We start from the raw sequence: 23,794 nt of genomic DNA, 5'->3' as shown, positions 1-23,794 counted from the left end.
AAGGTTCCGAAGAAAGCTTCCATAGGAGCGTTATCCCAACAATTTCCCTTACGCGACATAGATTGAATGATTCCTAGATTTTTGATGTTCTTCTGGAAGTCAGGGTTGGTGTAATGGAAACCCTGATCGGAATGAAGAATAGATTCACCAATTATAGGATGAACTTGTCTGAGTCAGCTCATTGTTTGATAAACAATATCCATACCTAAAGTGGTTGATAGATTGTGCGCCAGGATTTCATTCGTACTTCCATCTTTAACACATGATAAATAGGCGACTTGACCATTTCCGTACTGTAAATAGGTGATATTCGTTAAAAACACTTTCCCAGGCTTTCCTTGATCGAAATTACGATTTAACACATTTGGGCAGGTCTGATGTTCCTGAGTGGCTTTACCTAGGCGTTTATAAGGGTTTGCCTTTCTGATTTTTGATTTCAATCCTTCTTTCCTCATTAACCGCACGATTTTCTTTAGGTTCACAACTAAACCGTGTTCGTTCTCCAAAACCATTTTAATCTGGCGAATACCGGCCTTTTGATTTTTGGAGTTGAGAATTGATGTAATACGCTCAAGATCGGCTTGGTCTTGTTCTTCTCGTCGTTGTCGCTTAGGGGCTGCCTTAAGCCATGCATAAAAACCACTTCTGCTTACACAAGCTAATCTGCATAAGTAACGAACCATATACTTCAAATCCCCGCAGTTAATGGTTTGATAGATGATTTGATATTTTTCAGAAGGGGTTAGTCTTGTTTCTTTCTCAACGCCTGCCTCTCTTGTTCTTCTAACTTTTTTAAGAATTCATTCTCGGTTTCTAGAAACTTAATTCTAGCCTCTGCTTTTCTTAGTTTTTCCTCGGCAGATTTGTTGTTAGACGATCCACCTTGCCCAGCTGAACTTCTCTTATTGAAATATAACCCTACTTCTCCGTGTTCGTCATAGATCTTTTTCCAATTATAGATTCGTTTTCTCGGAACATCTTTGCCGATGATATCCAGGTCAAATAACCCCAGTTCCTTAAAGATCTAAAGAGGATTTTTCCCTCTAAGACTAGCTTCTACAGCTTTCACTTTAAACTCTGGAGTGTAAGTAACTCCATTTGATTTTACTTCTAGTACGTTCGGATTTTGTTTCAATGCTTTCACTTGTTCTTGGGAACATGTTCTTTTATTCATGTGTAGCCTCCGCTCATAATATTCTTTTTATTATAAACGGGTTTTCTTTTTGATGACATAGAAAACCCTGAATAACGTCCCAAGTTATTGGTGTCCATTATTCAGGGTATAGTCCACCTGTCCCTATGTCCCTCTACTTCTCAAAAATAGTCTCCTCAATCCTCTCTCCCAAATGACGCCCAGGCTGATCCGGCAGACACAAGATCCGTTGACCAACGGCTAGATCCTGAACAGAAAGCTCTCCTTGGCTCTCTTCCCGAACAAAAACACTAGAAGAATTCTGAAGTGTGGCCGAGATCTTCCCGTCCTGACCTTCACACTCCACTCTTATAAACGACCGCTTCTCAATCTTTACTCTCCCAACGTACCGATCTCTCTCCCCCTCAAGGCTAGAAAGCGTAAGAGGTTCTCCCGGAGTTACCTCATGAAGGTAGAGCGTTCGCTCCCCTTGATGTAAATACTGATGAAACGCTCCGCAGTTAATACGAAACGGTCTAGCGGGATAATCGCCTGTTTCGCGGTTTTCTGAGAGAACGTGCACATACCCATGACCGGTGTTCCCTACGAAAAGACCTTCTAAAGGTGCCAAGATATCAGTAAAATCTAAACACACCCTCATGCCTTCTCCTACTTCTATAATTTTTGATACTTCAAAGTACTGAGTTTGTTCCTTCATTTTCGCACTCCTAACACAAAAACACGGATGTAGCCCTCTGTCTCACTCTACATTGAGCCTGAAAACCGTTACCATGGATCTGTCATACTATCTCTTATAACTTTCTATCTTGAGCTAATTGAACTAAGTTTTCAAGGGACAGGGGGACAGGTTCATTGTCTCGGCGGATACGTATAAAAGAACAAAAACAGCAAAGTACTCCAATTAGTACTTTGCTGTTTTTACTTTTCTACATACTATTATTCCCGAATACTACGTATTGTTCTCCAGTTGCCCATTTTCCATTTGAGGGAGAGATCGTAATGCCCTTCCTATCTTCAGACGGTTTCAACATGCTTATAATCTTCTGCTGGCTTCGCTGTTACTACAACCTCTTTCTTCCCTAATGCACGAGCACCTATGTACCATCCACTAATGACTAAAGTAACAACGATAGCACCTACCCACCAAACCCTTCTCTTCATCTTCTCTCTCCCTTGCAAAGTGTCTTAACGTCCTTTCTAATTATATAAATCCAATAATAAAATAGGCCTAAAAACTTTTATTTACATGGTTTATGAACAATAGAAGACCGATCATAAAAGATCAGTCATATTTTCCTATATTAACCAATAGTATAGTTTTGTGCGCTTGAACCCTTAACGAGAAAGGAGTTGAAAAAATGCGCTTTTGTACGGAATGCGGTCATACATTGAGCGAGGAGCAGGACTTTTGTACCTCATGTGGTGCGCAGTTTTCCAACAATCCTACCGATCACTACGATCAACCTGCCCGACCCATGTCAAAAAAGCGAAAATGGACGCTCGGTTCGATTGGAATTCTTGCCGTTGTATTATTCTTTACTCATATGGCCCTGTCTTCGATTTTTGATCCTATGAAGAAGATACAAGCGATGGACCAAGCGATGAAGACGAAAGATTCATCAGCACTAATGGATGAGCTCTCATTAGAAGAAGAAGCGCTCTTAAACAAAGAGGAATACCTCACCTACCTTAGTGAAGCTGGGTGGGAGACGATGAAAGAGCAATTTTCTCAAATTGTTGAAGCGAATAAGGATGACAAGACTGCGCAACAAATAGTAAATGATTACGGAGAGCCCGTTTTCCTTGCTAAGAAACGAGCAATCATCCCAAAACTCTTCTATACATACGATATGGAAGCGCTCCCTGCAACCATTTCCGTTCATTCCGCCCTTGCCCCATCAAGCATTATTACAGCCGGTGAACATTCTGTTGAAATTACAAATACAGATACCTCTTACAACCTTGCAAAGGCCTATCCAGGTACATTCAAAATTCATGGTGAAGCGCAAAATGAGTACGGAACGTTTGAGAACCAATTAGAAGTACACATTGATCAACCTGGAACAAAACAAGAATTCTCCTTCCCTTTCGAATATAAAAACTACTCCCTCTCGAGCAATGAATCTTCGGCCATTCTTTATATTAACGGCACTAGCACAGGTCTTCCTCTATCAGAGCTAAATCAAATTGGCCCCGTCCCAGTCAAGGAATCGATCAAAGTCCACGCCGAGTGGGCAACAGATTCTGGAGATGTTCTCCGATCTGAAGTTATTGATACGCTTTATATTCAAGGAGATCACGTTGAATTAACGATTGAGAAACCAAAAGTAGTCGAGAAAACGCCTGAACCTAAAGAAGAGGAAAAAGAACAGGAAAGCACCATCCATTCAAGTAGCCTAAACGCAACAGCAGAAGCAGCAGCCAATCATGTCGTAGCTTTCAGAAGCGCGTATGAACAGGCTTTGAATGAGCACAATTTCAATCTGATTGAACCCTATTTACAAAATGGAAGTCATGCTGAGGAAGAATTATACGATTATCTCCGCGAGCTAAACAGTTCCGTCTACACTTATGACTTTAAAGAAAACTCGATAATCCAAGCAAACAAATCTGCTAGCGATACGTTTGAAGTGGATATGGAAGAAATGTTTATCTTTACAAACCACCTAAGTGAACAAACTCGCTATGATCGAACAAAGCGATACATTGTGGTGTATGAGAATGGATTCTACAAGATTCAAAAAATCCTGATAAACGATACGATTCGAGAAAACTTATAAAACACATAGGAAGTAAGAATGCGATGATCTGTACGAACTGTAACCACGAGCAAGAGAGCGGAAGATTTTGCGGGAATTGTGGATTTGATTTAAACCCTGGAGAAACATCACCTTCAACAGGTAGTTCACAACCTACAGCTAGTGCTACTGCAACAGTAGCGCCGTCCGCTCCAAACGAAAATGTAGAAAGAGCTAAAGCTTTATCGAAAGGATACCTCCAAGAAGTGATGGGATTTGTAAAACAACCGAATCAGGCCTTTTCCGCTACAGAAGTAGGATTCTTAAAAGGAGTAGTATCGCTTGCGGTTTATGTAGTCCTATTCGCAATAACCCTATATGTTATTTTCAATCATTTATACGGAGCAACTGGAGCTGATTCAATTACAGGTTCTCTTCCCTTCTTTAGTATGGTTGCACCCTTAACAGGTAACTTTTTTCTCGTTATAGCTGGATCGGCCTTATGTCTATTTGTTATACAGTTGATCACCCAGGTTGGCCATAGCTTTAAGACATTCATCGCACGATACGGTGGCATACTAGCCCCATTCATGATGCTAAATGCGATCTCCCTGGTAGCTGGCTTCGGAGGATTTATTATATTTTCCCTTATCTTGCTTATGCTGTCTTTATCAATTGTTATTAATCTCCTCCCTCCCATTTACGTATACCATCATTGCCAAAGAAGTAATAAAGCCGATCAATCCATCTACTGGGCAATCCTCGCAGCCGGGGCTTCTATATTAGTTTCATATATTATTATCGTCACACGCCTTATGGTGTTTATAGATGAATTAACAAGCATGTTTATGTGGTAATCCATCATATAAAAAAGCAGACCGATTTCGGTCTGCTTTTTTGCCTTGGAAGCGCGGGGACGGTTCCCACGCTTCCTAAATTTGCCACATTAGGGATATGTTCTTACAGTTGTAGAAGGCCAATTGAAATCATTCTTAAAATAGGTTCTTTTCAGCCTATTCAAATCATACTCCCACTCTGATATAGAGTAGCGATTTTTACTTTCACCATTTTTCATCGCTTTTCTTCCTCGAATAAGGAAAGCTATGATAGAAGCAACTTCTTTCACCCCCATCTGAGGTACAGCCTTCTTCGAAAGGATCTCCCACCTCTTCACCCTTGTGGTCCCCGTAATCTGATAACCTAATTTACGAAGTTGGCTTTTATCGCTTAATTTTGTTTCATTTGTCATATGTACATGATCTTCCTTCGAGATAGGTTGCTTATTATTCGAAGTAACGAGAGGAGATTTAAGTTGAGTTCGTTTAGTGTTCATTAAAATTAGCCCCTCATCTACCTGGCCGACATTCATCCAATATCCAGCTCGTTTCTTTTTGATATTATTCAGTTGATTATCCGTGAGATAATACTTTTCTTTCCCTACTACTTTCATAGCAGGTGTGTTGAAATATTCATGCACAGTCTGGGATTTTCCACTTTTGTATAAAGCTATTCTAATCATAGTATGTTCGAATTTCTTGGAATGCCTTTTCTTTTGTTTAGCAGGAAGAACAGAAATAACTTTTAAGCTGGTCAGTTTGTTATTTGTGCCTTCATCTTTAATCTTAAAAGTCTGTTTTGATGTCTCCACCCATCTGTTTGTAAAGCATTCAGTAAAGTATTCTTTCTCATATCGCGAGAGCAGCTTAGATTGGTGTATTAGCATTTCCATATCTTTTCGATTTTCTAAGTTATCTGCCTTATTGTTTTTGGTTTTCTTGTATAACCAATATAGTTTCATTTCTGGTCTTGATTTGTTGTGGTATTTATCGTCATATGCATTTGGCAATAGCACTCTATCTCTATTTAAGTATAGAGCGATGAGCAATATAATAGATAGTTGTTCTGCTGTAAGTTTCCCCTTAATAGATGGCCATACTACTTCGAGATCAGTAAAAACAGCGTCCAATCCATCAATTAAATCATAAGCAAAATAACATCTAATCAATTCTGTAATGGACTTTGGTGAGTTACATCTGAAAACATTTTTCTTAATGACTGCCACATGATCTTTAAGAAACTGTTTGATAGAACGACTCCCCGAAAGGGTAGCCATTGAGCGATAAAAGTATAATACATTGGTTAGGTTGTATGGATATTCAAGGTGGTCTACATCTGGTTCTTCTAAGAGGAAAAACGGACCCATTTCTAATAAGTGATTATAAGTTGAGGTTTGTAACTCATGCCCCTCTTCTCCCAGGCTTTCTAATAAAAATTGAATGATTAGAGCAGAATTTTGATAATCTCCCGCTTTCATCAATTCTTTCATAACAGTGATATACTTCTCTACCCAACATGTTGGTACTTGCTCTCTATACTTTGTTAAGTAAGCTTTAATGAACTCTAGATCGCCACAATTGTATAGGACACCAAGCAACAGATCCGCTTCCAAACGTAATTGTGAATCCTCATTCTTGTGTTTATATTCCCTATTTTGTTGCTCGACCATTTTATCGGTTAATTTAAAGATCTTTTTCTCCTTCGTTTCAATTACCTCTTTTAACCCTTGAATTTCTTTATTCTGTTGATTAATTAATGCATCTATTTCCTTATCCAAATAATCTAGCATTTTTTCTTTTAAATCCCTTGTTCCTTGCACTATAATCCCCCCTCCATGACCATTTCTTCATGAAAAAAATGATACCTCCCTTTAAGTGGGGGATTTATAGTATGATTTACATATCAGATGCTTTCTTTCAACCTTTGACTTCATAAACAAATTCCCACACAATGGCATTTACTAAATATTACTCATTACTCATATAGAAGGGACCATTCAGTATGAGTGTACAACCACCAGAATTTTACGAAGAACAGTTTAAGATGAAATTTCTTAACTAAAATGATAACGAGAATACTCTTACAAACTACAAGAGACTGTTTTAAACAAACTAAAAATTTTGAAGACAAACAGGCAAGGATTTATATGAATTTAATGATCAAGACAGTCAGGACTATTTTTACCATGTTAGAAATTTTCTGAATATGGAAAATATCAAAAAACTGTATTTATATAATAATAGGTGCATAGAAAGAAGATCAGTAAAGCAGAAATAGTACAAAGTCATTTAGCAGGCTACATTTTAATTAATCAAACGTTTGATTAATTAAAAAAAACAGAAGGTGCCCAAGCAGGTTCACTAGATACGTTTCATGCCCCGCTCCCGCATACGTTGGATTCGAATGTGAAGCGGCTGGTGAAGTATTAATGGGAGCCTTTTTCCTTAACTCTATAATTTACTTTGTTTTGATATTGATAATCATTATAGTCTTTAGGACGATTAAGAGGATTATATCTTAATAGGAGAACATAAAAAAGCGCGGTCCATCACCGCGCTTACACTCCTTTATTCTGCTGCACCTCAGCTCGTTTTTGATCAAGGTAATCAGAGAGGGCTTTCCTTACTTCATCTTCTGACTTCCCTTCTTGAAACAATCTCTCTGCTAATTTCATCATTTCATCTTGAGCTTTTTGTGCGACTTGCTTTTGTTGATCTTCCATGAAATACTCCTTTTGCGCATAAAATACATTCTTTATTACATCTTTGTAGTATACATGGCGTCATTCGATAAGATCAATCGTATCTTTAGACTATTAAAGCTTTCTCCTGCTCTAAAAGCAGCCTGAATCGCCGGCCCCCCTATGCTTCCACATTCACTATGTCCTTACTCCCAAGGACGAATAGACTTAAGTAGCCACCACTCCCCGTATTCTACCAATTATAAGCTGTTCACGTTTGTCTCCCATGATATGTCCAGTTGAATAATAGGACGGTATGTGGCTTCCATTTCAGTCATTCCCTTTTGTAAGGATACGGCCCATTCCTCTTTATGAGAATCATATTGATAAATAGAAACCTGTACCTCAGCCTCCTCAAGATAAGCAACTTTTTCGGCTTTAATTTCTAGAATTTCAGGTATATCATTCCCCGTAATGTAGAATGGTTGAAGTTCAATATCAAACCCATCCGCTTCACTACTTTTAAGCTCTTTCATTTGTTGGTCCACTAACTCTTCAATTTAATACAGTAGGACTGTTACTCGTATTGTCATCTTCTGATCCACCTTGCTGAGCATGAACTGATTCTACCAATTGAGATTGAACATCCTTATGATGAGGAATCCCATTACCCTTATGTAATACGTCTAGTTGTGAACAGGCAACCACCATCACTAAAAGACCTATGTATACTAAAACTTTCTTTATAAGCATGTGCGCCCCTCGCTTTAGTACCGGATTTATTGTTTACAATATGTCTTACGAAGATCCATAATTCAAAAACCCTAATCATGAATATAATTCCTGCAGTATTCACACCGTTCTTTTCTCCAATCTGTTAGCTCCGCTAGTGTTTGACGGACGATGATTTCATTTTCTTTTTCTTCTACCTCATAAGGGGAATAGAAATCAATGCTTGGTGGTGTTTCCGTGATGACCGTCCTTATGCCTTTTTCTGTTTCTTCAAATAAGTAACCAATGTATCCTTCCAAAAAGTCACGGGTTGCAATATAGGACATCGAATCAAAAATCGCGCTGCGACTAGAGTAATTTTGTACAATCCATTCATCATTTGTAGGAAAATGATCGAAGCTGTATGCATTATTTAGTTCTGCTATTAGTTGAGCAATGTCGTAAGGTGGAAAGGTTTTAATGATGAAAGGAATCGTCTTACGATGTGTTTTACCCGTGTTTTCATCTTTGAATGAAAGCTCCTAGGTGTGTTCCCCTTGTATTGCAGTTGGTAAAATAGGAACTTTCACTATATATTCTCCCCCCTCTAATACTTTCAACTCCACATCACCCGTTACAGGAGAAGAGATCGATAAAGAACTAGAGTTGCCTTCGTTTAAGATAGGCAGTTTCTTTTCTTCTCGTTCCATAACATCCTCAAAGATTCCCTCACCCTCTTTAATTCAGGCTCTTTTAGATACACATCTGCATCGAAGGAAAGCTCTGCTCCTTTAAGCTTAAAGGATTCCCCTTCTATCTCGAAATGGCCTGATACATGTGACTTCTTCTCAACCGAAAATGGCTGGTGATCTGTTGTGACAACCCAATCTGAGGAGAGCAATGCTTCTTGCTCACCCGGAGATTTCTACTTCTGTTTCTGCCACTACCTCAATTTCTTGCGCATAAATGAACTGCAGGTTTTTCAGTAAATTGTAATTCAAGAAAAGGCAAAGCAATGTCATGATCGTTTCGTTTTGCTTTTGCAACCTCTTCCCGTTGAATATATACATCCCTTTTAATAGTTGATTCCAGTGTGTCCCCGTTTTGGTACTGAACCGATTCGCTCACCTTTATGTGATATGCCCCGCCTTCTTCACACAAGGGCACAGTTTCTCCATTATTCTTTGTTAAAGTTATTACTTGATTGGAAATAGTGGCCTTGTTCAAAGCTTTTTCAAACTGTATTGTCACAGCTTCGTCCATCCCAACATCATACACGACTTCTGCTTCTGGCGTCTGCACCGTTCGTTCTGCTTCTTCTTTATTAAAAACTACGGGAGGTGCCGTATGTTTTGCATTTGTGTTGTTCCCAAAGTAACCATAACCACCTCTTCCTCCCCAAATAATCAAGACAACGAGTAACCCAATCTAGATCCACCGTTTCATCCTATCGCTCCCTAATCATAGTGTGAGTAAACATTCATCATTCTAGAGAGATATGGAGAATTAGTGGATAAAATACCTAGAACTTAAATCTCGTAAAAATACTAGAACAACTTATAGAGTTGCTAGATTGAATAGAGCTAATTTAGGGAGGACTCCTCAATAGGAGAGTAGATTCACAGAAAATTATGTCGACATATTCATGGACATAGGGGGACAGGTATCTCGTCCCTATAGTAGCCATAATTACACTCTATGATTTATACTTTAGGGTAATTAAAATTGAAAAGGAGTGCTTTGCTGGTATGACGAAGAGAGAGCTACAAGATCAAATTAATGTTGTGAAATCGGATTACATACGAATCCAGGGAGATTTAGAAAAGATGGAATCCGTTGGTGGGAATACGGAGAAGTTGGAGAGGCAATTAATACAGTTGGAAGATGAGTTAGCAGAACTTAATAATCAGTTCGAGGCAAAGGTTTAATGAATAGTCATTGTAAGAATTGATCAAACGTTTGATCAATAAAAAGCAGAAGGTTCCCAGGTTTAACAGGTATCCTTCTGCTTTTAATTATTTTATGCTCATTTTGCTACTAGATGGGGCAAAACATCTCACTTTGCTCCCTTCTATTCCACTTCTCAAAAATAGTCCCTTCAACCCTCTCACCCAATCGACGACGAGGTTCATCCGTAAGATACAATATCCGCTGCCCAATTGTAATATCCTGAACCGAAAGCTCCCCTTCATTCTCTTCGTGAACAGAAACACTAGAAAAATTCTGAAATGTGGCCGAGATCGTTCCATCATGGCCCTCACATTCAACTCTTACTAACGGCCGCTTCCCAATTATTCACTCTCCCAGCGTATCGATCTCGTTCTCCCTCAAGGCTAGTAAGCGTGAAGGCTTCCCCTGTTGTTACTTCATGAAGGTAAAGCGTTCGATCACCTTGATTTAAATATATATGGGACAGAAAAATCCTATACTGGCCTAGCACTCGAACCAATATTGATAAAACATTTGATCAATAGCAAAGCCCCATCCCCCTTCGAAGTTGATGAAGAAGCTGAAAAAAATTTTTTCCTTAGTAGATTTAGAGATATCTTTAAAGGTATGTTCTTCTTGGGAGAGGGAAGGAATAGCCAGCGCTGATGAAAAAGTTTCTGATAGCGTAAAGCAGCTACAAACTATAACCTCAACTCGCTCAAGATACTCAAGATGAGTTTAAGGCAAGTCATGAGGATAACCTAAATGTTAACGAAGACATGAACAGAATATCTATTTCTGGACTAACAGCGATCTTCAAAGTATTTGCAAAAAGTTAGTAAAAGTAAAACCCGTAGCTACATGGCTACGGGTTTTACTTATGAAACGGGCCGAGGGACCTGACCCTATGCCCCCTCAACTCATACTACCTCTGTCCCTTCGTTTTTCTTAAAGGCAAAATATTTTTGACCAGAATAGTTTAAAACTGTAAAAAGTATAAGACCAATTATCATTGATACATTGTCCTGGATGTTGTTATTGAATTGACTTAATACTAAGTTAACCAAATATTTCGCTAAACTGTAGGCAAGAAAATAGCATATTATAATATTAACTACAAATTTCAGAATAATCTTGATGGATTTTTCTTTGTGTTGAAATGTCCAATATTTATTTAGAAAATAGCTCAAAACACTACCCACTATATAGTTTGCTGATGTTGAAATCCAATAGTTTAATCCAATAATATTATAACAACTAAACATAATAAGAGTTCCAACGAGCGTATTAATAACACCTACAACTATAAATTTGATCACACTAACGTCGATTAATGAAACTATTCTTTTCATACGCGTTGTCTAGTTTGATCTTGTTCTGTTTGTTCTTTAGGTTGAGTTGTATTAATAAATGAATCTATTATAAACCTCGGTCTATTCTTGGTTTCTAAGTACACTTTTCCAATATACTCTCCAATGATACCAATAGAGAAGAGGATCAAACCTCCAATAGCCCAAATTGAAACAATAAGACTTGACCAACCTACAACCGTTTCCCCCCTAAAATACTGTCCAACAGAATAAATTAACATTAGTATACTAATAAAAAATATGCCTATACCTAAACGTGTAATCATCTTTATGGGTACTGTTGAAAGTGACGTAATACCTTCAAACGCTAAAGCAAACATTTTTTTTAAGGGATATTTACTTTCGCCTGCGAATCTTTCTGAGCGTTCATAAGTCACAATGTCTGTTTTAAAGCCAAGCATTGGAACTAATCCTCGCAAGAAGAGATTCACCTCTTTAAAATTCTCCAACCCTTCTAATGCCTTTTTGCTCATCAGCCTATAATCAGCATGATTATATACAACCTTTGCACCTAACATGTTCATTACTTTATAAAAAGACTGGGCAGTAAATCGTTTAAACATAGTATCTTTTTCTCTGGCGCTTCTCACTCCATAAACAATATCGCATCCCTGATAATATTTCTCTATCATTTCATCTACGGCATTAATGTCATCTTGTAGATCAGCATCCATCGAAATAACTAAATCTGCATGCTCTTTTGAAGTTAATAGTCCTGCAAGAAGGGCATTCTGATGTCCTCTATTTTTAGATAAATTGATCCCAGAAATCAGCGGATTGCTATCGTGAAGGGATTCTATCATATCCCAAGTACTATCCTTTGAACCATCATTCACAAAAACAATCCTGCTCTCTAATGAAATCATATCCATTCTAATTAACTGATTTAGTTTTTCTTCCAGCCGTTTAGATGTCTCTAATAAGACTTCTTCCTCGTTATAACAAGGGACTACAATATATAGTATATCTTTCAAACTAATCCACCTTCTCTAATATTATAAATAGAATCCCTAAATGATACTCGAATGTCAAATATATCCCTTTTGGCGCTAAAAATAAACCCCTGGTTCGGTAAAGGCATAAATTTTTTATAATTGCTTTTGGAAAATAAGTTTCATTTTATTTTCATTAGTAAAATCATATTTTTCGCCACCAAATATAATCTCAATCCAACATATAAGGAGAACTTTAAACAAAACTCATATACTATTATTATAATGAAAGGTGGAATAGATTTCTATTATAATTAAGTTTCTTAAATGAGCGGGTACATTTCCCTTACTTCCCTTAGAAACCAGTGAGTCACCTTCATAGGTGAAGGCTTTTGATAATGTCATCACAATTTATCCATTATTGCTAAATCACTAACAGAAAGAGGAAAAGAATATCATAAGCTAGAAGACGAAATACGTGCTGCAGATAAACACCAGTGTCACACTGATGAAGTTCAATTAAAGAATAACTATCCAAAAATCTTTGATTAATAATTACATCAGTAAACTTAATGAATAGGAGGACGATAAATTGGAAACTCCATTATTAACCTCGTTTGCCGTTACTCCCTTTTTCACTTCCCAGAAGTATCTTAGGACCCCTCAGCTAACGCGACCGTGACGACGGTTCCATTTATGGCCACGATATCGAACATAGCGGTTTCCGCTAAGTCAGAAGTTAAGTACATCATCGACTCCGTTGCTCCATGTTCTAGGAAGCCAACGGATGAAAGCACCGCACCAAATGAAGTGAACATGATGTATGCTTTTAGGATATCTGCACGCTTCTGTTTTCATGACCTTCGGTCGTTTCAGAACTTATATGCTTCGAATGCAAATCCCACTGTAAAACAAAGAAGAACAGAACCACCTACAAGATACATGGACTTTTCCACCAAATAACAGGTGCAAGAATTTTATCATTTGTAAAGAAGAGAAATGATTAATATTTTGTATCAAGATCGAACGATTACTAAAATGTTTATCGGTATTAATGACAGGATTATGTCTTCGCTCCTCTGTCCATCTATAAAAAAAATAAAGCAAGAGGGCTATGTAGATAACATAGCTATCCTGCTTTATTTGAAATGAATAAGGCAGTACAATAAAGCCCGAAATCCCCCTATCCCTCATTCTTCTGCACCTCAGCCCGTTTTTGGTCAAGATATTCAGAAAGAACTTTCCTTACTTCCGCTTCTGACTTCCCTTCCTGGAATAAACGATCCGCTATTTCCATCATTTCATCTTGAGCTTTCAGCGCTTCTTGCTTTTGATGATCTTCCATAACATACTCCTTTTACAATTCTCTTCTACACCCTTGGAGTATACATTCGTCTTAGAATAAGATCAATCGAAGATCCTTCTCACACCACTTAACCCTAAAACAAAAACCTTCCAAACAAATAAAGATAAACACCTATAACTCCAAAAGAAAAGAAAAACAAACAAAATTGATTTACTCGCGCGTTTTCCCTTAGACCCTTAACCCTCAAGAAGAAATAAATAGCTACGTTAGGGAGGTTAACAATCAAAGCATAAACGGTGACATTAAATAAGTTCCTAAATGGTTCGTCTTCGTCCATGTTAATCGCACCCATAAAAAACGATAATAAAAAGAGCAAATACAAGGGAATAAGAGCAATGTTCACGAGGCTATAGGTTACAACAATATTCCTCTTCTTCACATCGCACCTCCATGCCTTTTAACCATTCCCCATCATAAGGTCGACAACTAATCCCCATTCTTTGCTATAATTAAACCACAACTTACAAAATGTTACATATATTATTTCGCATAATAATACTAGAAAGTGGGATACAGAATGTCTTTCTTAAAAAATGTTTTCAATGTCTTAACAGATAAAAGAGAAATTAAAGAGCCCGCGATTTATAAAGAATTTAACGAAAAATCCCCTTTAATTACAAACTTAACTAGATTAGCAGAAGATCAAGCACCGAACGTCGACTTAAAGAAAGTGGAAAGCCACTTGAAATTGTTTTCCATAGGTCAGACAGGTGAGAAAAACGTCCTATTTGAGTTACAACATTCAATGCTTCCCATGCTGGTTCTTCATGATGTATATCTTGAATATGAGGATTACCAGGCTCAGTTAGATTTCGTTATCATTACTCATAAATTCATTATGGTTCTAGAAGTTAAAAAATTATTTGGCAATATACATATTACCGATAAAGGTGAATTCCAACGAGTGATAAAGAAGAATAATAAAACCGTCAACAAAGAGGGTATGTATAGCCCGATCAACCAAGTAGAAAGACATGTAGCCATTCTCGAAAAAATCCTTAAAGATCAAAAAACAATCCAAAATTGCCCAGTCAAATATGCGGTTACGTTCGCAAATCCTAAAACCATTCTAGACATTTCTAAAAAAGCTCCTGCAAGTATACACTCAAGTGTTATTCGACATGATCAAATTAAGTCATTTATAAAAAGTGAATTAGATGTAAAGTCCCCTGTATTTATGGCAGATCACCATGTCTATAATATTGCTGATACAATCTTAAAATATAGTAAAGAAAAGCCATTTAACATTGAGGATTACATACTGGATAAACCGCATACTCCACAGAAGGAATTAACAAACGAGCAACCTAATGCAAGTGTTACTAACAACAGTAGTGTTGATTTAAATTTAAAGTCATCCCTAACAACTTATCGTTTAACCCGTTCAAAAGAGCTTAACGTAAAGCCTTATCATATATTTACGAATAAAATATTAGATAGTCTCCTAGAGAGAAAACCATTAACCAAAGATCAACTGTTAGAAATTGAAGGGATTGGTCCTAAAAAGGTAGAGGAATTTGGTGAGGATCTATTGGCTATTATAAAAAATAATCATACCGATGATCACGAAGCCAAAAAGCCGGATCCAAAAATCCAGTCGCAAAAACTCAGCAGAGAAGGAATAAAAACAGCTTTAACTGACTTTCGAACCAAACGTTCAAAAGAGTTAAATGTGAAACCTTTTTACATTTTCACAAATAACACCTTAGAATCTATTCTCAATAAGAACCCTCAAACGATTAATGAACTTTTAGAGATAGAAGGAATTGGACCAAAAAAGGCCGAGGATTATGGTCAGGAAATTTTAGATATTGTAAAAACCAAGAATTAATGGGGCATAGGGACGGGTACCTTGGCCCACTTCTCTTAAATTGATGGTATATAAAAAACCTTCTTGAACGATCAGACGCTCAAGAAGGTTTTTTTAGCAGAAGGCCCTTTGTGCCCACTAGTAAAGGTGTCATACTCACTGGGACAACGAACCCGTCCCCCTGTACCACTACTGATAAATCTCTATACTAGAAATCACATAATACCCATACTCATCCACCACAACCGTATAATCCTTAACCCGCTCATAAACACTCCAATTCCCGGCAGCATTCATAAAATCAAACACCTCATACGTGCTAACAATCGCATAGCCGTCCTCGACCACGACGTTTGTCACCTCGTTGGAAGTGAAATCAAACTTCATTCCCTTTCCTTTCGTGTCCTCAATATAATCATAAAGCTCCCAATACGCTTCACCCTCATACTCTAAGAAACCCTCAATATAGGAGAAGTCCTGGTAATCTAAAGCCTGTTCATAGCTATTTCGAAAACTGATAATGAAATCGGACAACTCTCTCCCTATATCGGGATAATCGTCCTCCACTGGTTCATCGTTATAACCACCCTCGTACGTATCATAGGAACCAGACGTAGCGTATCCTTGATCATATCCGTATACTCCATTAACCTCTGCAGCTGTCATAGGCGATTGGGACCACTGATTCAGAAGGTCCACCATCGTATACATAGGCATGGAGAACCCGATGGATTGATCATCTGTGAGGATCGCCGAGTTAATTCCAATCACATTTCCGTTTTCAGCGCTTAGTAGCGGACCACCGCTGCTTCCGGGAGATATTTGAGCATCAACTTGGTATAGGTTCTCGTAGGTATACTGAGGATCATCGAATTGACGTCCTACACCTGTCAGGTATCCAGGGGAAGCAGTATTCTGTAAACCGCGCGGACTGCCTACAGCAATGACTTCCATTCCAGTCATAGACTTTTCTAATTCAATAGGAAGGGGTTTCTCTCCTTTTAAGCCATCGACAGATAGCAAGGCAAGATCATATTCATCTGATACCCCTATAACTCTCGCAGGATATCGTACCCCGCTTCGATCCTGCACGATAACGTCGGAGTAACCATAAACAACATGCGCGTTTGTCACAACCTTGCCACTATCCCGGTACAAGAACCCTGAACCTTGACCTTCATTCGTTAAAACGGTATACACTTTGGAAAGCGCCTGATCAATGAGTTCTTTCTTATTGACTTTGTCTTCTTCTACTGCCGCTTCTTTTGTTTCGGATTCTTTCTTAGAAGGAGCAACAACCGTCTCCTTTTCCTCCTCTTGCGGGGGCTGTTCTGCTTCCGGCTTCTCCTCTTCAGCAGGAGGTTCCTCTTGCACGGCAGCCTTTTCCACACTCGACTTCACAACTTCCTTTTCTTCTTGAGATTGCATATACACAACGATCACCGCTGTCCAAATCACACAAAAGACAACCAACATACTACCAAAAACCCACCACATTTTGTTGTTTCGTTTCGGAACACGTGTAAGCGAATACCCACAATTCACACAAAAACGGGCTTGTTGGATATTTTGAGATTGGCAGTTCGGACACTTCATAAGCTCCTCCCCCTGTCTATATCATAACCATATTATACCTTAAAATAGTTATTTAGAACGATATAATGTGAAAATGAAGGGACAGGTACGTTGTCTCTCTTATCTTGGTGGTTCATAACAAAAAAGGATTTCACGCGTGGCGGGACAAGGGACCTGTCCCCGCATCCCAATATAAAAGCAGCAGAGTACTCATAAGAGTACTCTGCTGCTTTATCTGTTGCTAACAACAAGGGACATATATAGAGCTTGCTCAACTCATTTATATCATATATTTCTATTCTCATACTTCTATAAACGGGACAATGTACCTGTCCCTAAGTCCCTTTCTTTCCTTAATAGATTAATAGTTTACAGCATCCAACGAGTTAATTACCCCATGCTCAAAATAAACCCCTGTACCCGAAATCGGATCAGCCGTCACTTCGATCGCTTCTCTAATCTCAGCATTGCTGCGCCCTTGACTTGCCAACAAAGCTGCTAAACCAGCTACATGAGGCGAAGCCATTGAAGTTCCTGACATATAAGCGTAGCCACTATACGGCATAGTGGAAGCTATACTTACGCCTGGTGCTGTAACATCGACCCACGTTCCATAATTTGAGAAGGAGGCTTTACGGTTGTAACGATCGACTGCACCTACAGCAATAACGTTGCTATAAGAAGCAGGTTCAAATGTAGTAGAAACCCCATCATTTCCAGCCGCTGCAACTAAAACAGAACCACTATTCCAAGCATAATTCACAGCATTCTTTAGAGTGGTCGTACTGCAGTCACAGCCAAGAGATAAGTTGATGACTTCCGCTCCTGAGTCCGCAGAATACGTAATAGCATCAGCGATATCCGCTAGAGAACCACTTCCATTTGCATTCAATGCACGGACAGCAAGGATTGATGTATTTGGAGCCATCCCCGCAACCCCAGCTGAGTTATTCGTCTCTGCCGCAGCTGTACCGGCTACGTGAGTACCATGATCATTCAAATCCATTGGATAATAATCATTATCCACAAAGTCATATCCTCTGATAGTTTTGTCATTTAGATCAGGATGATTATAATCAACGCCAGAGTCAATAATAGCTATTTCTTGTGAAGCACTCCCCTTCGTAACATTCCATGCAGCCTCTGTATCCGTATTCTGAGGACCGTATTGGTAACCAGCATAATACGTATCATTAGGTGTCCACGTTGCTTCAAAAAGGTAGTTCGGTTCAGCATACTCAACTAATGGATTCTTGTTTAATGCTTTCACAACGGCTTCTACATTTCCTACCTTCAAAACACTAAACTTGGATTTCACAGCATCTGTATCAGGAACTTCAGTCGCACCCATCCCCTTTAAAAGTTGGTCCTTCGCTTTCCCAGGGGTATCCTTCTTGAATTGAACCACGACTTCTCCTTTTACAAATGCTCCTTTTTCTTTTTGGACATTGATTTCCTTAATTTGCTTTGGCTGGTCAACGTCATCCTTAGGCGCAGCCTCCACTAGCGCAGGTGACACCAACATCGTAACCGCTAACGATAAACCAGCAAGCTTTTTCATCTTCATTTTCATTAACTCATTCCTCCCTCATAGTTTCGGTCTAACTTATTGTTAAAATTACACACTTAGACCCTAGAACCCTCTTCCTCTCACTTGGGAAACATGAGGCAATACTGAAGGATTAACAGACAGAAATCAGCTAGCATTTATTAAAAAAAGAGCGAATTTATGTAAATACTGGGAAAACGTCTGTTTACACCCCTCAAATAGGAACATTTGTATACCTGGGGTGTACTTTAACGATGTCATTTTTCCAAAACGCCTGAAATTCTGTTTGTTTGCGCAAATTATGGTGAAAGTACCGAGGGAGAAGGCGACTATCTCTATATCACACGTTGAGCTACCTTACTCAGTTTGGAGGAGATCCCTCCTGGCGAAGAAATTCATGATTATGGATGAATTAAAAGGTTTATATTAGGACCGCTCTGTTCCCTATATTTAATAGTCTATAATCAAAAAATAGAGAGGTTGCAACAAACAACCTCTCTATGAATCTAGATCTATTATTTTTACGCTTACAATTAACCAAAATATATAGAGCCAAGTGATATATATTACTAAAAGAAGAACTAATAATAATGGAATGGTAACCCCCTAAAATAGCATCGAGTCCGCCATCCACGAAAGGCGAGAATTCACCTTTTACTTCCTCCTATTAGTTTTCAAGTTCTATTTTCATTGCTTCTGCCATGATCATTGGAATATCAACGTTATTAAGTAATCCATTAAATTTTTCGGATTGAGGACCATAAGCATATATAGGGAGATCAACGCCTGTATGTCCACCGCTTGTCCAGCCGATTAAAGCACGGTCGCTAATCACTTTATTTATTGCGCTATCAGCAGCACTAGCATCTTTAATTTGCTTAACCTCTTTATCTGTTAATTCAAGACCTGTGTATTCTTTTACAACATCTTTTACATTGCTGCGTTTATCGTTTAATTGTTCAGCCATATAAGCACCAGATGCCGTAACATCACGTAAAATTTCAGTCTTCACATCATACTCGCCATTAGCTCCTACTGACATACCGCCAGTTTCGTGGTCTCCAGCTACAACAACTAGTGTTTTACCGTCTTGTTTCGCAAACTCAATGGCTTCTGCTACTGCTTCATCAAAAGCTTTTGAATCGTGCATGGCCCACGCTGCATCATTAGCATGTCCAGCCCAGTCAATTTGAGAACCCTCAACCATTAAGAAGAAGCCATCTTTATCTTGGTCTAAGGCATTGATTGCAGCATCTGTCATATCCGCCAAACTAGGTTGAGATGTTTCCGGGCGTTCAAGTTCACTGGCCATCGCCCCATCAGAAAATAAACCAAGAACTTTCTCTCCTCTAGCTTTAGAAAGTTCATCCGTATTGGTTACGTATTCATACCCATCCTTTTGTGCTTCTTCGATTAAATTACCTTCTGTTTGTTTTCCACCTTCGGATGTTGATAAGAAATAATCTCTACCTCCCCCAAGGATGACGTCAACATCATTATCAAAATATTGTGGAGCAATCTTTGCCTGATCACCACGATCTACCACGCTTGCCCCAAAAGATGCTGGAGTTGCGTGTGTAATAGTTGAAGTTGCGACCAATCCAGTAGATTTCTTTGAACCTTCAGCAGCATCGAGGATTGAATCTACTTCTTCCTTTTCAGGTGATACACTAACCATTCCATTGTTTGTTTTCACGCCTGTTGCCATGGCTGTACCTGCTGCGGCGGAATCTGTAACTTCAGAATTAGCAGAATAGGTTTGAATTAATCCCTTAACGTATGGGTCGAAAGAAGACTTTTCTCCTTTAAACCAACGATAGTTTGTTGCATAATCTGCGTTGTAACCGTCCGGAATCATATAGATTACATTTTTGACTTTCTCGTTACTGTTAGCGTTACCGGCCTTTTCCTTATGATCTGCTTCAGCTTCATTAAACCCTACATTAACGTACATTCCTGATAGTAACACTCCTGCACATAGTGCAACTGTAGCCATTTTTTTAAACATCAATAGATCCCCTTTCAAGTTTTTTACACAATCATAATAGCAACTTAATTTTAAGGGGATGTAAAGTAAAGGTTAATATGGAAGTCATGACCAAAAATAAGTCAAACATCCTAATAGAAAGTAATTTTAACACTTAGATTAATAAAGATGACAAAAAATTCAGGACTTCCTCACCCTGAAATTAGTCTTGTTATTCTCACCCGTTAAAAAGTCAAAGGAAAATATGGCCAATATTTTGTTAATTAACTGTTTAGTTATTTAAAAGCGACTCGACTGTTCTAGCGCTCCCTTCACAAAACATATAAGGTCAAAAAGAGAAATATTGATACGGAATTCTTCGTAGAATAGAAATGCTTCCGCAGGGGCGCTATTGCCTCTCTTTTTGAAGCACGGGGACGGTTCTTGCGCTTCAAGAAAGATGGTTCATAAGCTTTTAATGTAAAACGGAAACGCAGCAACCGTCTCTCTGCTTCCCCTGACCAATAAAAAAAGCACAGGAATTCTCCCCGTGCTTCTAACATTACTAGAGGCTCCCTTGGCTTTCATAACTTATGCCAATGGACCGTTCCCGTCGTAGAAATCTATTATTCTATGTTTTGATATGGTCGTTTCCACACAAGGATATTTTCAATAAAAATGTATGTGCATTTAGTAATAGATATAGTATGGAGAGTACGTCACATCAATTATTACCCCTATAGTAGAAGACCTGCCTCTGTCTATTCGATTATACCATTGGCATGTATATTTAGAATCGGATCTAATTGTGCTACCGTAATCTTCTACGGCTGATTCACATCTCCTAGCTAGAGTACCATAATAAGAAGATGTCAATTCTGCCCCTGTAAAAGTAGTGTAAAACGGCCCTTCCACTGTTCTTGTTGCTTCTACGCTTTGGCTTGTAAAAAGACCACCCATAGAAACTACAATTAAAGTCATCATAGAAACCAGAAATTTTTTCAACTTTATTACCTCCTAGAAGTTTATTGATATGAGCAAGTCTTCAAAACAACCAAACCGGCTCATGATATTCTAGTAACCAAAATAAGTAAAAAAATTATTTTACATATTTTAATCTACTTTAAAATAGCGTTTGGTTCTAACGAGAAGCATAGGGACGGTTATAGTGCTTCCCCACAACCAATATATTCATATAGAAAGAAGCACGGAAGACGTTTTAATTCTACTTGAACTACAAATGCAATTACGGAAGAATACTAGGTTAATATAAACAGGCACACCTCATATAGTAATGATGAGGTGTGCCTGTTTTTAGTATTCTAGTACATCTTACAATGGGGAGGTAGATGTGATTTCTACGTTATCAAAAGTATCCATAACTGCTGTTCCACCCTGATAGTCTTTATAGATGCCTAAATAAGATGTTCCAGACGGAGAGTATTTCTTGTATCTAATAGCTCCGTTAGTATTTCCCCCAACGGCATAATTGGTTAAGTAGGCTACCGTTTTCCCAGTAATATCTTTTTTCAGACCATATGAATTACCACTATAGAACGTTCGATCTCTACCAGCACTTGCACTTGCCGTGGCTTCAACACTTCCTATAAAATCATTACCGATTTCTGTTGTACCTGAAATCTCTCCTGCCACACTCCAAGTAGTAGTCTCAGTCTGGGATTGAGTGTACGTGACTTCAGTAGAACCACTCAATGGATTTTCCACACGGACACTGCCTGCAATTTTATAATTCCAGTCAATATCTACGTCATCTGCTTGATAGTCGAAATAAACATATTGATACCCATCATTTGGGACTGATTGCGTAGAAACCCCGTTCTTACTACTTGATTTCTTTAATGTCATCGTTTTCTTTCCATCTTTTAAAATGTTATCATCTACTTTTACTTCACTTCCGTCCGGCATTACCTTGTACAAACCTTGCTTTTCCGGCTCAAACTGAACTTCATTCACTTTGCTTTTTGCTTTGTCTAATACGTGCTGGGGAATTTCGCTATTGCTCTCTGCATGAGCAGTAGTAATCCCTGTAACTAATAGCGAGCTGGCTAACGCTGTCGAGCAAATTAATCCTTTCAGTTTCATGAAAAATCCTCCTTAGTAATTGTGTTTTATAGTAAAAGCAAATGATTGCTATTTACTCTTTCTCATTTAGATAGTCTATTAATGATGTAATAACATCATGTGTCAATACAGTATCAGCTTTTTCAGATCCATCAGTAGATTGTAATATAAAGATTATTACATTCTTATAAGCTAACGTGGCTGTATCAACGTGTTCGACGAGATTATCGTTTACACCCTCATATTTTCGGATAGAAGGCCACATAAGTAAGTCGTTCCCATTCATGTACTTGCTGTAGGCTATTGTAATGGATAGGTGTTTAGTGGACTCCCGGTCCTCATAGATAAGACTTTCTTGAGTTGAGCGGACATTACTCATGTCTAAGGTTCCATCTAAGGTTAAATATTTTCGCTTTCCAAATGTGGCTTCCTTTTCAACAATCTTTACATCCTTGCCAGTAGTAGCTTTCTTGAGTTCTAAACCTTTTAACTCTAGCTCTTTTGACATGTCCATAAATAGCTGTTGATATTCTTCAAAAGTTAGAGCATCTTTACCATGGGGTTCCTCAATATCTACTTCATTATCATTCTCTGTATACATTTTTTTAGTAGATTCTTTAGTTAAATCTCCATCCTTAATTTCTAATTGTTCTGTTTTTTCTACGCAACCAGGCACGATTAGTATTCCTATTATTACTAATAAAAGAAAAGGGATTTTATTTATGTGTCGCATCTTCACCTCTCCAATCCTTTGCTTAACTATCTAGTGTATTCATTTTTGGCTACTCTTGGAATCGTGCTACTATCTATTTAAGTAAGTGGTTTGTTTTGTTGATGTATTATATTTATACCATTAATGCAGGATCATACAAAAAATGGTTTAAGCCTATTACGTTGAGTAAACGAAGTTTCTGTGTGCGATATAAGAATGTTCCTCTTTTTTTAAAATAAATATGAGGATATTCATAATTAATCGAGTAGGAGGAGGTGACTAACCTCCGTCCTCTCACACCACCGAGCGTACGGACCCGTACTCGGCGGTTTCCCTAAGTTTGACGTAGAAATTTATATCGATGAGATAAACTACGAAGCCCTA

Annotated in this window: 26 protein-coding genes; 5 read left to right on the top strand and 21 right to left on the bottom strand. The window is 38.3% G+C overall.

Features of this window, described 5'->3' with window-relative positions; genetic code table 11:
- Positions 1-173 precede the first annotated feature (173 nt).
- The 4 genes from IEW76_RS08360 to IEW76_RS08345 form a co-directional block, all read right to left on the bottom strand.
- Complete coding sequence (locus IEW76_RS08360; RefSeq protein ID WP_188652773.1) at positions 174-683, bottom strand: IS3 family transposase; 510 nt, start codon at positions 681-683, stop codon at positions 174-176.
- A gap of 341 nt (positions 684-1,024) precedes the next feature.
- On the bottom strand, positions 1,025-1,174 hold the full coding sequence (locus IEW76_RS08355) for a hypothetical protein (RefSeq protein ID WP_188652771.1): 150 nt from the start codon (positions 1,172-1,174) through the stop codon (positions 1,025-1,027).
- Between the two features lie 133 nt (positions 1,175-1,307).
- The gene (locus IEW76_RS08350; RefSeq protein ID WP_188652768.1) at positions 1,308-1,850 is read right to left on the bottom strand and encodes a 3-dehydroquinate synthase II domain-containing protein; all 543 of its coding nucleotides are present in this window, start codon (positions 1,848-1,850) and stop codon (positions 1,308-1,310) included.
- A 317-nt stretch (positions 1,851-2,167) separates the two neighbouring features.
- On the bottom strand, positions 2,168-2,314 hold the full coding sequence (locus IEW76_RS08345) for a hypothetical protein (protein ID WP_188652766.1): 147 nt from the start codon (positions 2,312-2,314) through the stop codon (positions 2,168-2,170).
- 197 nt (positions 2,315-2,511) lie between these two features.
- On the opposite strand from IEW76_RS08345, the gene IEW76_RS08340 reads away from it, so the two are divergent.
- A complete protein-coding gene (locus IEW76_RS08340) occupies positions 2,512-3,933 on the top strand; it encodes a TcaA NTF2-like domain-containing protein (protein WP_188652764.1) in 1,422 nt (473 codons plus the stop codon).
- A gap of 23 nt (positions 3,934-3,956) precedes the next feature.
- The gene (locus IEW76_RS08335; RefSeq protein WP_188652762.1) at positions 3,957-4,748 is read left to right on the top strand and encodes a zinc ribbon domain-containing protein; all 792 of its coding nucleotides are present in this window, start codon (positions 3,957-3,959) and stop codon (positions 4,746-4,748) included.
- Between the two features lie 89 nt (positions 4,749-4,837).
- Here the strand turns inward: IEW76_RS08335 and IEW76_RS08330 are convergent, their stop codons facing one another.
- The 7 genes from IEW76_RS08330 to IEW76_RS08300 all read right to left on the bottom strand — a co-directional run bounded on the left by IEW76_RS08330 (position 4,838) and on the right by IEW76_RS08300 (position 9,529).
- Positions 4,838-6,547 (bottom strand): hypothetical protein, encoded by a 1,710-nt coding sequence (locus IEW76_RS08330; RefSeq protein WP_188652760.1) that lies wholly within the window; start codon positions 6,545-6,547, stop codon positions 4,838-4,840.
- Positions 6,548-7,285: 738 nt separating this feature from the next.
- The gene (locus tag IEW76_RS08325) at positions 7,286-7,450 is read right to left on the bottom strand and encodes a hypothetical protein (protein WP_188652758.1); all 165 of its coding nucleotides are present in this window, start codon (positions 7,448-7,450) and stop codon (positions 7,286-7,288) included.
- Positions 7,451-7,668: 218 nt separating this feature from the next.
- On the bottom strand, positions 7,669-7,944 hold the full coding sequence (locus tag IEW76_RS08320; RefSeq protein WP_188652756.1) for a hypothetical protein: 276 nt from the start codon (positions 7,942-7,944) through the stop codon (positions 7,669-7,671).
- A gap of 19 nt (positions 7,945-7,963) precedes the next feature.
- Positions 7,964-8,161, bottom strand: a complete 198-nt coding sequence (locus tag IEW76_RS08315; RefSeq protein WP_188652754.1) for a hypothetical protein — start codon at positions 8,159-8,161, stop codon at positions 7,964-7,966.
- A 71-nt stretch (positions 8,162-8,232) separates the two neighbouring features.
- Positions 8,233-8,466 carry a hypothetical protein gene (locus tag IEW76_RS08310; protein ID WP_188652752.1) on the bottom strand — a complete coding sequence of 78 codons (234 nt, stop codon included), beginning with the start codon at positions 8,464-8,466 and terminating at the stop codon, positions 8,233-8,235.
- Positions 8,467-8,661: 195 nt separating this feature from the next.
- Entirely contained in the window at positions 8,662-8,829 is a 168-nt protein-coding gene (locus IEW76_RS08305) for a hypothetical protein (RefSeq protein WP_188652750.1), read from the bottom strand.
- Positions 8,830-9,067: 238 nt separating this feature from the next.
- Positions 9,068-9,529: a hypothetical protein gene (locus tag IEW76_RS08300; protein WP_188652748.1), complete on the bottom strand. Its 462-nt coding sequence runs from the start codon at positions 9,527-9,529 to the stop codon at positions 9,068-9,070.
- Positions 9,530-9,867: 338 nt separating this feature from the next.
- Between IEW76_RS08300 and IEW76_RS08295 the strand changes: the two genes are divergently transcribed.
- Positions 9,868-10,047 (top strand): SE1832 family protein, encoded by a 180-nt coding sequence (locus IEW76_RS08295; protein WP_188652746.1) that lies wholly within the window; start codon positions 9,868-9,870, stop codon positions 10,045-10,047.
- A 109-nt stretch (positions 10,048-10,156) separates the two neighbouring features.
- On the opposite strand, the gene IEW76_RS21065 is transcribed toward IEW76_RS08295, so the two are convergent.
- The 3 genes from IEW76_RS21065 to IEW76_RS08280 all read right to left on the bottom strand — a co-directional run bounded on the left by IEW76_RS21065 (position 10,157) and on the right by IEW76_RS08280 (position 12,398).
- Positions 10,157-10,411 (bottom strand): 3-dehydroquinate synthase II domain-containing protein, encoded by a 255-nt coding sequence (locus IEW76_RS21065; RefSeq protein WP_373285968.1) that lies wholly within the window; start codon positions 10,409-10,411, stop codon positions 10,157-10,159.
- 557 nt (positions 10,412-10,968) lie between these two features.
- Positions 10,969-11,400 (bottom strand): GtrA family protein, encoded by a 432-nt coding sequence (locus IEW76_RS21060; protein ID WP_188652744.1) that lies wholly within the window; start codon positions 11,398-11,400, stop codon positions 10,969-10,971.
- Positions 11,397-12,398 carry a glycosyltransferase family 2 protein gene (locus IEW76_RS08280; protein WP_229721179.1) on the bottom strand — a complete coding sequence of 334 codons (1,002 nt, stop codon included), beginning with the start codon at positions 12,396-12,398 and terminating at the stop codon, positions 11,397-11,399. The genes IEW76_RS21060 and IEW76_RS08280 overlap by 4 nt, the downstream gene beginning before the upstream one ends.
- A 369-nt stretch (positions 12,399-12,767) precedes the next feature.
- Between IEW76_RS08280 and IEW76_RS21055 the strand changes: the two genes are divergently transcribed.
- Positions 12,768-12,902, top strand: coding sequence for a DUF6904 family protein (locus IEW76_RS21055; RefSeq protein ID WP_373285967.1), 135 nt, complete (start codon positions 12,768-12,770; stop codon positions 12,900-12,902).
- A 101-nt stretch (positions 12,903-13,003) separates the two neighbouring features.
- Here IEW76_RS21055 and IEW76_RS08275 read toward each other — a convergent pair whose 3' ends face one another.
- Positions 13,004-13,168, bottom strand: a complete 165-nt coding sequence (locus IEW76_RS08275; RefSeq protein ID WP_188652740.1) for a hypothetical protein — start codon at positions 13,166-13,168, stop codon at positions 13,004-13,006.
- 365 nt (positions 13,169-13,533) lie between these two features.
- Positions 13,534-13,695 (bottom strand): hypothetical protein, encoded by a 162-nt coding sequence (locus tag IEW76_RS08270; protein ID WP_188652738.1) that lies wholly within the window; start codon positions 13,693-13,695, stop codon positions 13,534-13,536.
- Between the two features lie 538 nt (positions 13,696-14,233).
- Here IEW76_RS08270 and IEW76_RS08265 point away from each other — a divergent pair.
- Positions 14,234-15,547: an HRDC domain-containing protein gene (locus IEW76_RS08265; RefSeq protein WP_188652735.1), complete on the top strand. Its 1,314-nt coding sequence runs from the start codon at positions 14,234-14,236 to the stop codon at positions 15,545-15,547.
- Between the two features lie 168 nt (positions 15,548-15,715).
- Here IEW76_RS08265 and IEW76_RS08260 read toward each other — a convergent pair whose 3' ends face one another.
- The 5 genes from IEW76_RS08260 to IEW76_RS08240 all read right to left on the bottom strand — a co-directional run bounded on the left by IEW76_RS08260 (position 15,716) and on the right by IEW76_RS08240 (position 23,431).
- Positions 15,716-17,122, bottom strand: a complete 1,407-nt coding sequence (locus IEW76_RS08260; RefSeq protein ID WP_188652733.1) for a trypsin-like peptidase domain-containing protein — start codon at positions 17,120-17,122, stop codon at positions 15,716-15,718.
- Between the two features lie 340 nt (positions 17,123-17,462).
- Positions 17,463-18,674 carry a S8 family peptidase gene (locus IEW76_RS08255; RefSeq protein WP_308422059.1) on the bottom strand — a complete coding sequence of 404 codons (1,212 nt, stop codon included), beginning with the start codon at positions 18,672-18,674 and terminating at the stop codon, positions 17,463-17,465.
- 643 nt (positions 18,675-19,317) lie between these two features.
- Positions 19,318-20,658 (bottom strand): alkaline phosphatase, encoded by a 1,341-nt coding sequence (locus IEW76_RS08250; protein WP_188652731.1) that lies wholly within the window; start codon positions 20,656-20,658, stop codon positions 19,318-19,320.
- Between the two features lie 1,290 nt (positions 20,659-21,948).
- Positions 21,949-22,719, bottom strand: coding sequence for a hypothetical protein (locus tag IEW76_RS08245; protein ID WP_188652729.1), 771 nt, complete (start codon positions 22,717-22,719; stop codon positions 21,949-21,951).
- Positions 22,720-22,771: 52 nt separating this feature from the next.
- A complete protein-coding gene (locus IEW76_RS08240) occupies positions 22,772-23,431 on the bottom strand; it encodes a hypothetical protein (RefSeq protein ID WP_188652727.1) in 660 nt (219 codons plus the stop codon).
- Between the last annotated feature and the right edge of the window lie 363 nt (positions 23,432-23,794).

Source organism: Pontibacillus salipaludis (assembly GCF_014642405.1).
Taxonomy (GTDB): domain Bacteria; phylum Bacillota; class Bacilli; order Bacillales; family BH030062; genus Pontibacillus; species Pontibacillus salipaludis.
The sequence above is the reverse complement of the archived record's forward strand: the minus strand, read 5'-3'. Positions and strand labels throughout refer to the sequence as shown.

What these genes read in the sequence shown, in the direction of transcription:
- IEW76_RS08250 (WP_188652731.1), bottom strand. Translation starts at nt 20,658, where the DNA reads ATGTTTAAAAAAATGGCTACAGTTGCACTATGTGCAGGAGTGTTACTA.
- IEW76_RS08360 (WP_188652773.1), bottom strand. Translation starts at nt 683, where the DNA reads ATGGTTCGTTACTTATGCAGATTAGCTTGTGTAAGCAGAAGTGGTTTT.
- IEW76_RS08270 (WP_188652738.1), bottom strand. Translation starts at nt 13,695, where the DNA reads ATGGAAGATCATCAAAAGCAAGAAGCGCTGAAAGCTCAAGATGAAATG.
- IEW76_RS08295 (WP_188652746.1), top strand. Translation starts at nt 9,868, where the DNA reads ATGACGAAGAGAGAGCTACAAGATCAAATTAATGTTGTGAAATCGGAT.
- IEW76_RS08345 (WP_188652766.1), bottom strand. Translation starts at nt 2,314, where the DNA reads ATGAAGAGAAGGGTTTGGTGGGTAGGTGCTATCGTTGTTACTTTAGTC.
- IEW76_RS08335 (WP_188652762.1), top strand. Translation starts at nt 3,957, where the DNA reads ATGATCTGTACGAACTGTAACCACGAGCAAGAGAGCGGAAGATTTTGC.
- IEW76_RS08350 (WP_188652768.1), bottom strand. Translation starts at nt 1,850, where the DNA reads ATGAAGGAACAAACTCAGTACTTTGAAGTATCAAAAATTATAGAAGTA.
- IEW76_RS08315 (WP_188652754.1), bottom strand. Translation starts at nt 8,161, where the DNA reads ATGCTTATAAAGAAAGTTTTAGTATACATAGGTCTTTTAGTGATGGTG.
- IEW76_RS08355 (WP_188652771.1), bottom strand. Translation starts at nt 1,174, where the DNA reads ATGAATAAAAGAACATGTTCCCAAGAACAAGTGAAAGCATTGAAACAA.
- IEW76_RS08320 (WP_188652756.1), bottom strand. Translation starts at nt 7,944, where the DNA reads ATGAAAGAGCTTAAAAGTAGTGAAGCGGATGGGTTTGATATTGAACTT.
- IEW76_RS08245 (WP_188652729.1), bottom strand. Translation starts at nt 22,719, where the DNA reads ATGAAACTGAAAGGATTAATTTGCTCGACAGCGTTAGCCAGCTCGCTA.
- IEW76_RS08255 (WP_308422059.1), bottom strand. Translation starts at nt 18,674, where the DNA reads ATGAAAATGAAGATGAAAAAGCTTGCTGGTTTATCGTTAGCGGTTACG.
- IEW76_RS08260 (WP_188652733.1), bottom strand. Translation starts at nt 17,122, where the DNA reads ATGAAGTGTCCGAACTGCCAATCTCAAAATATCCAACAAGCCCGTTTT.
- IEW76_RS21060 (WP_188652744.1), bottom strand. Translation starts at nt 11,400, where the DNA reads ATGAAAAGAATAGTTTCATTAATCGACGTTAGTGTGATCAAATTTATA.
- IEW76_RS08240 (WP_188652727.1), bottom strand. Translation starts at nt 23,431, where the DNA reads ATGCGACACATAAATAAAATCCCTTTTCTTTTATTAGTAATAATAGGA.
- IEW76_RS08265 (WP_188652735.1), top strand. Translation starts at nt 14,234, where the DNA reads ATGTCTTTCTTAAAAAATGTTTTCAATGTCTTAACAGATAAAAGAGAA.
- IEW76_RS08325 (WP_188652758.1), bottom strand. Translation starts at nt 7,450, where the DNA reads ATGGAAGATCAACAAAAGCAAGTCGCACAAAAAGCTCAAGATGAAATG.
- IEW76_RS08275 (WP_188652740.1), bottom strand. Translation starts at nt 13,168, where the DNA reads ATGTTCACTTCATTTGGTGCGGTGCTTTCATCCGTTGGCTTCCTAGAA.
- IEW76_RS08340 (WP_188652764.1), top strand. Translation starts at nt 2,512, where the DNA reads ATGCGCTTTTGTACGGAATGCGGTCATACATTGAGCGAGGAGCAGGAC.
- IEW76_RS08310 (WP_188652752.1), bottom strand. Translation starts at nt 8,466, where the DNA reads ATGTCCTATATTGCAACCCGTGACTTTTTGGAAGGATACATTGGTTAC.
- IEW76_RS08305 (WP_188652750.1), bottom strand. Translation starts at nt 8,829, where the DNA reads ATGGAACGAGAAGAAAAGAAACTGCCTATCTTAAACGAAGGCAACTCT.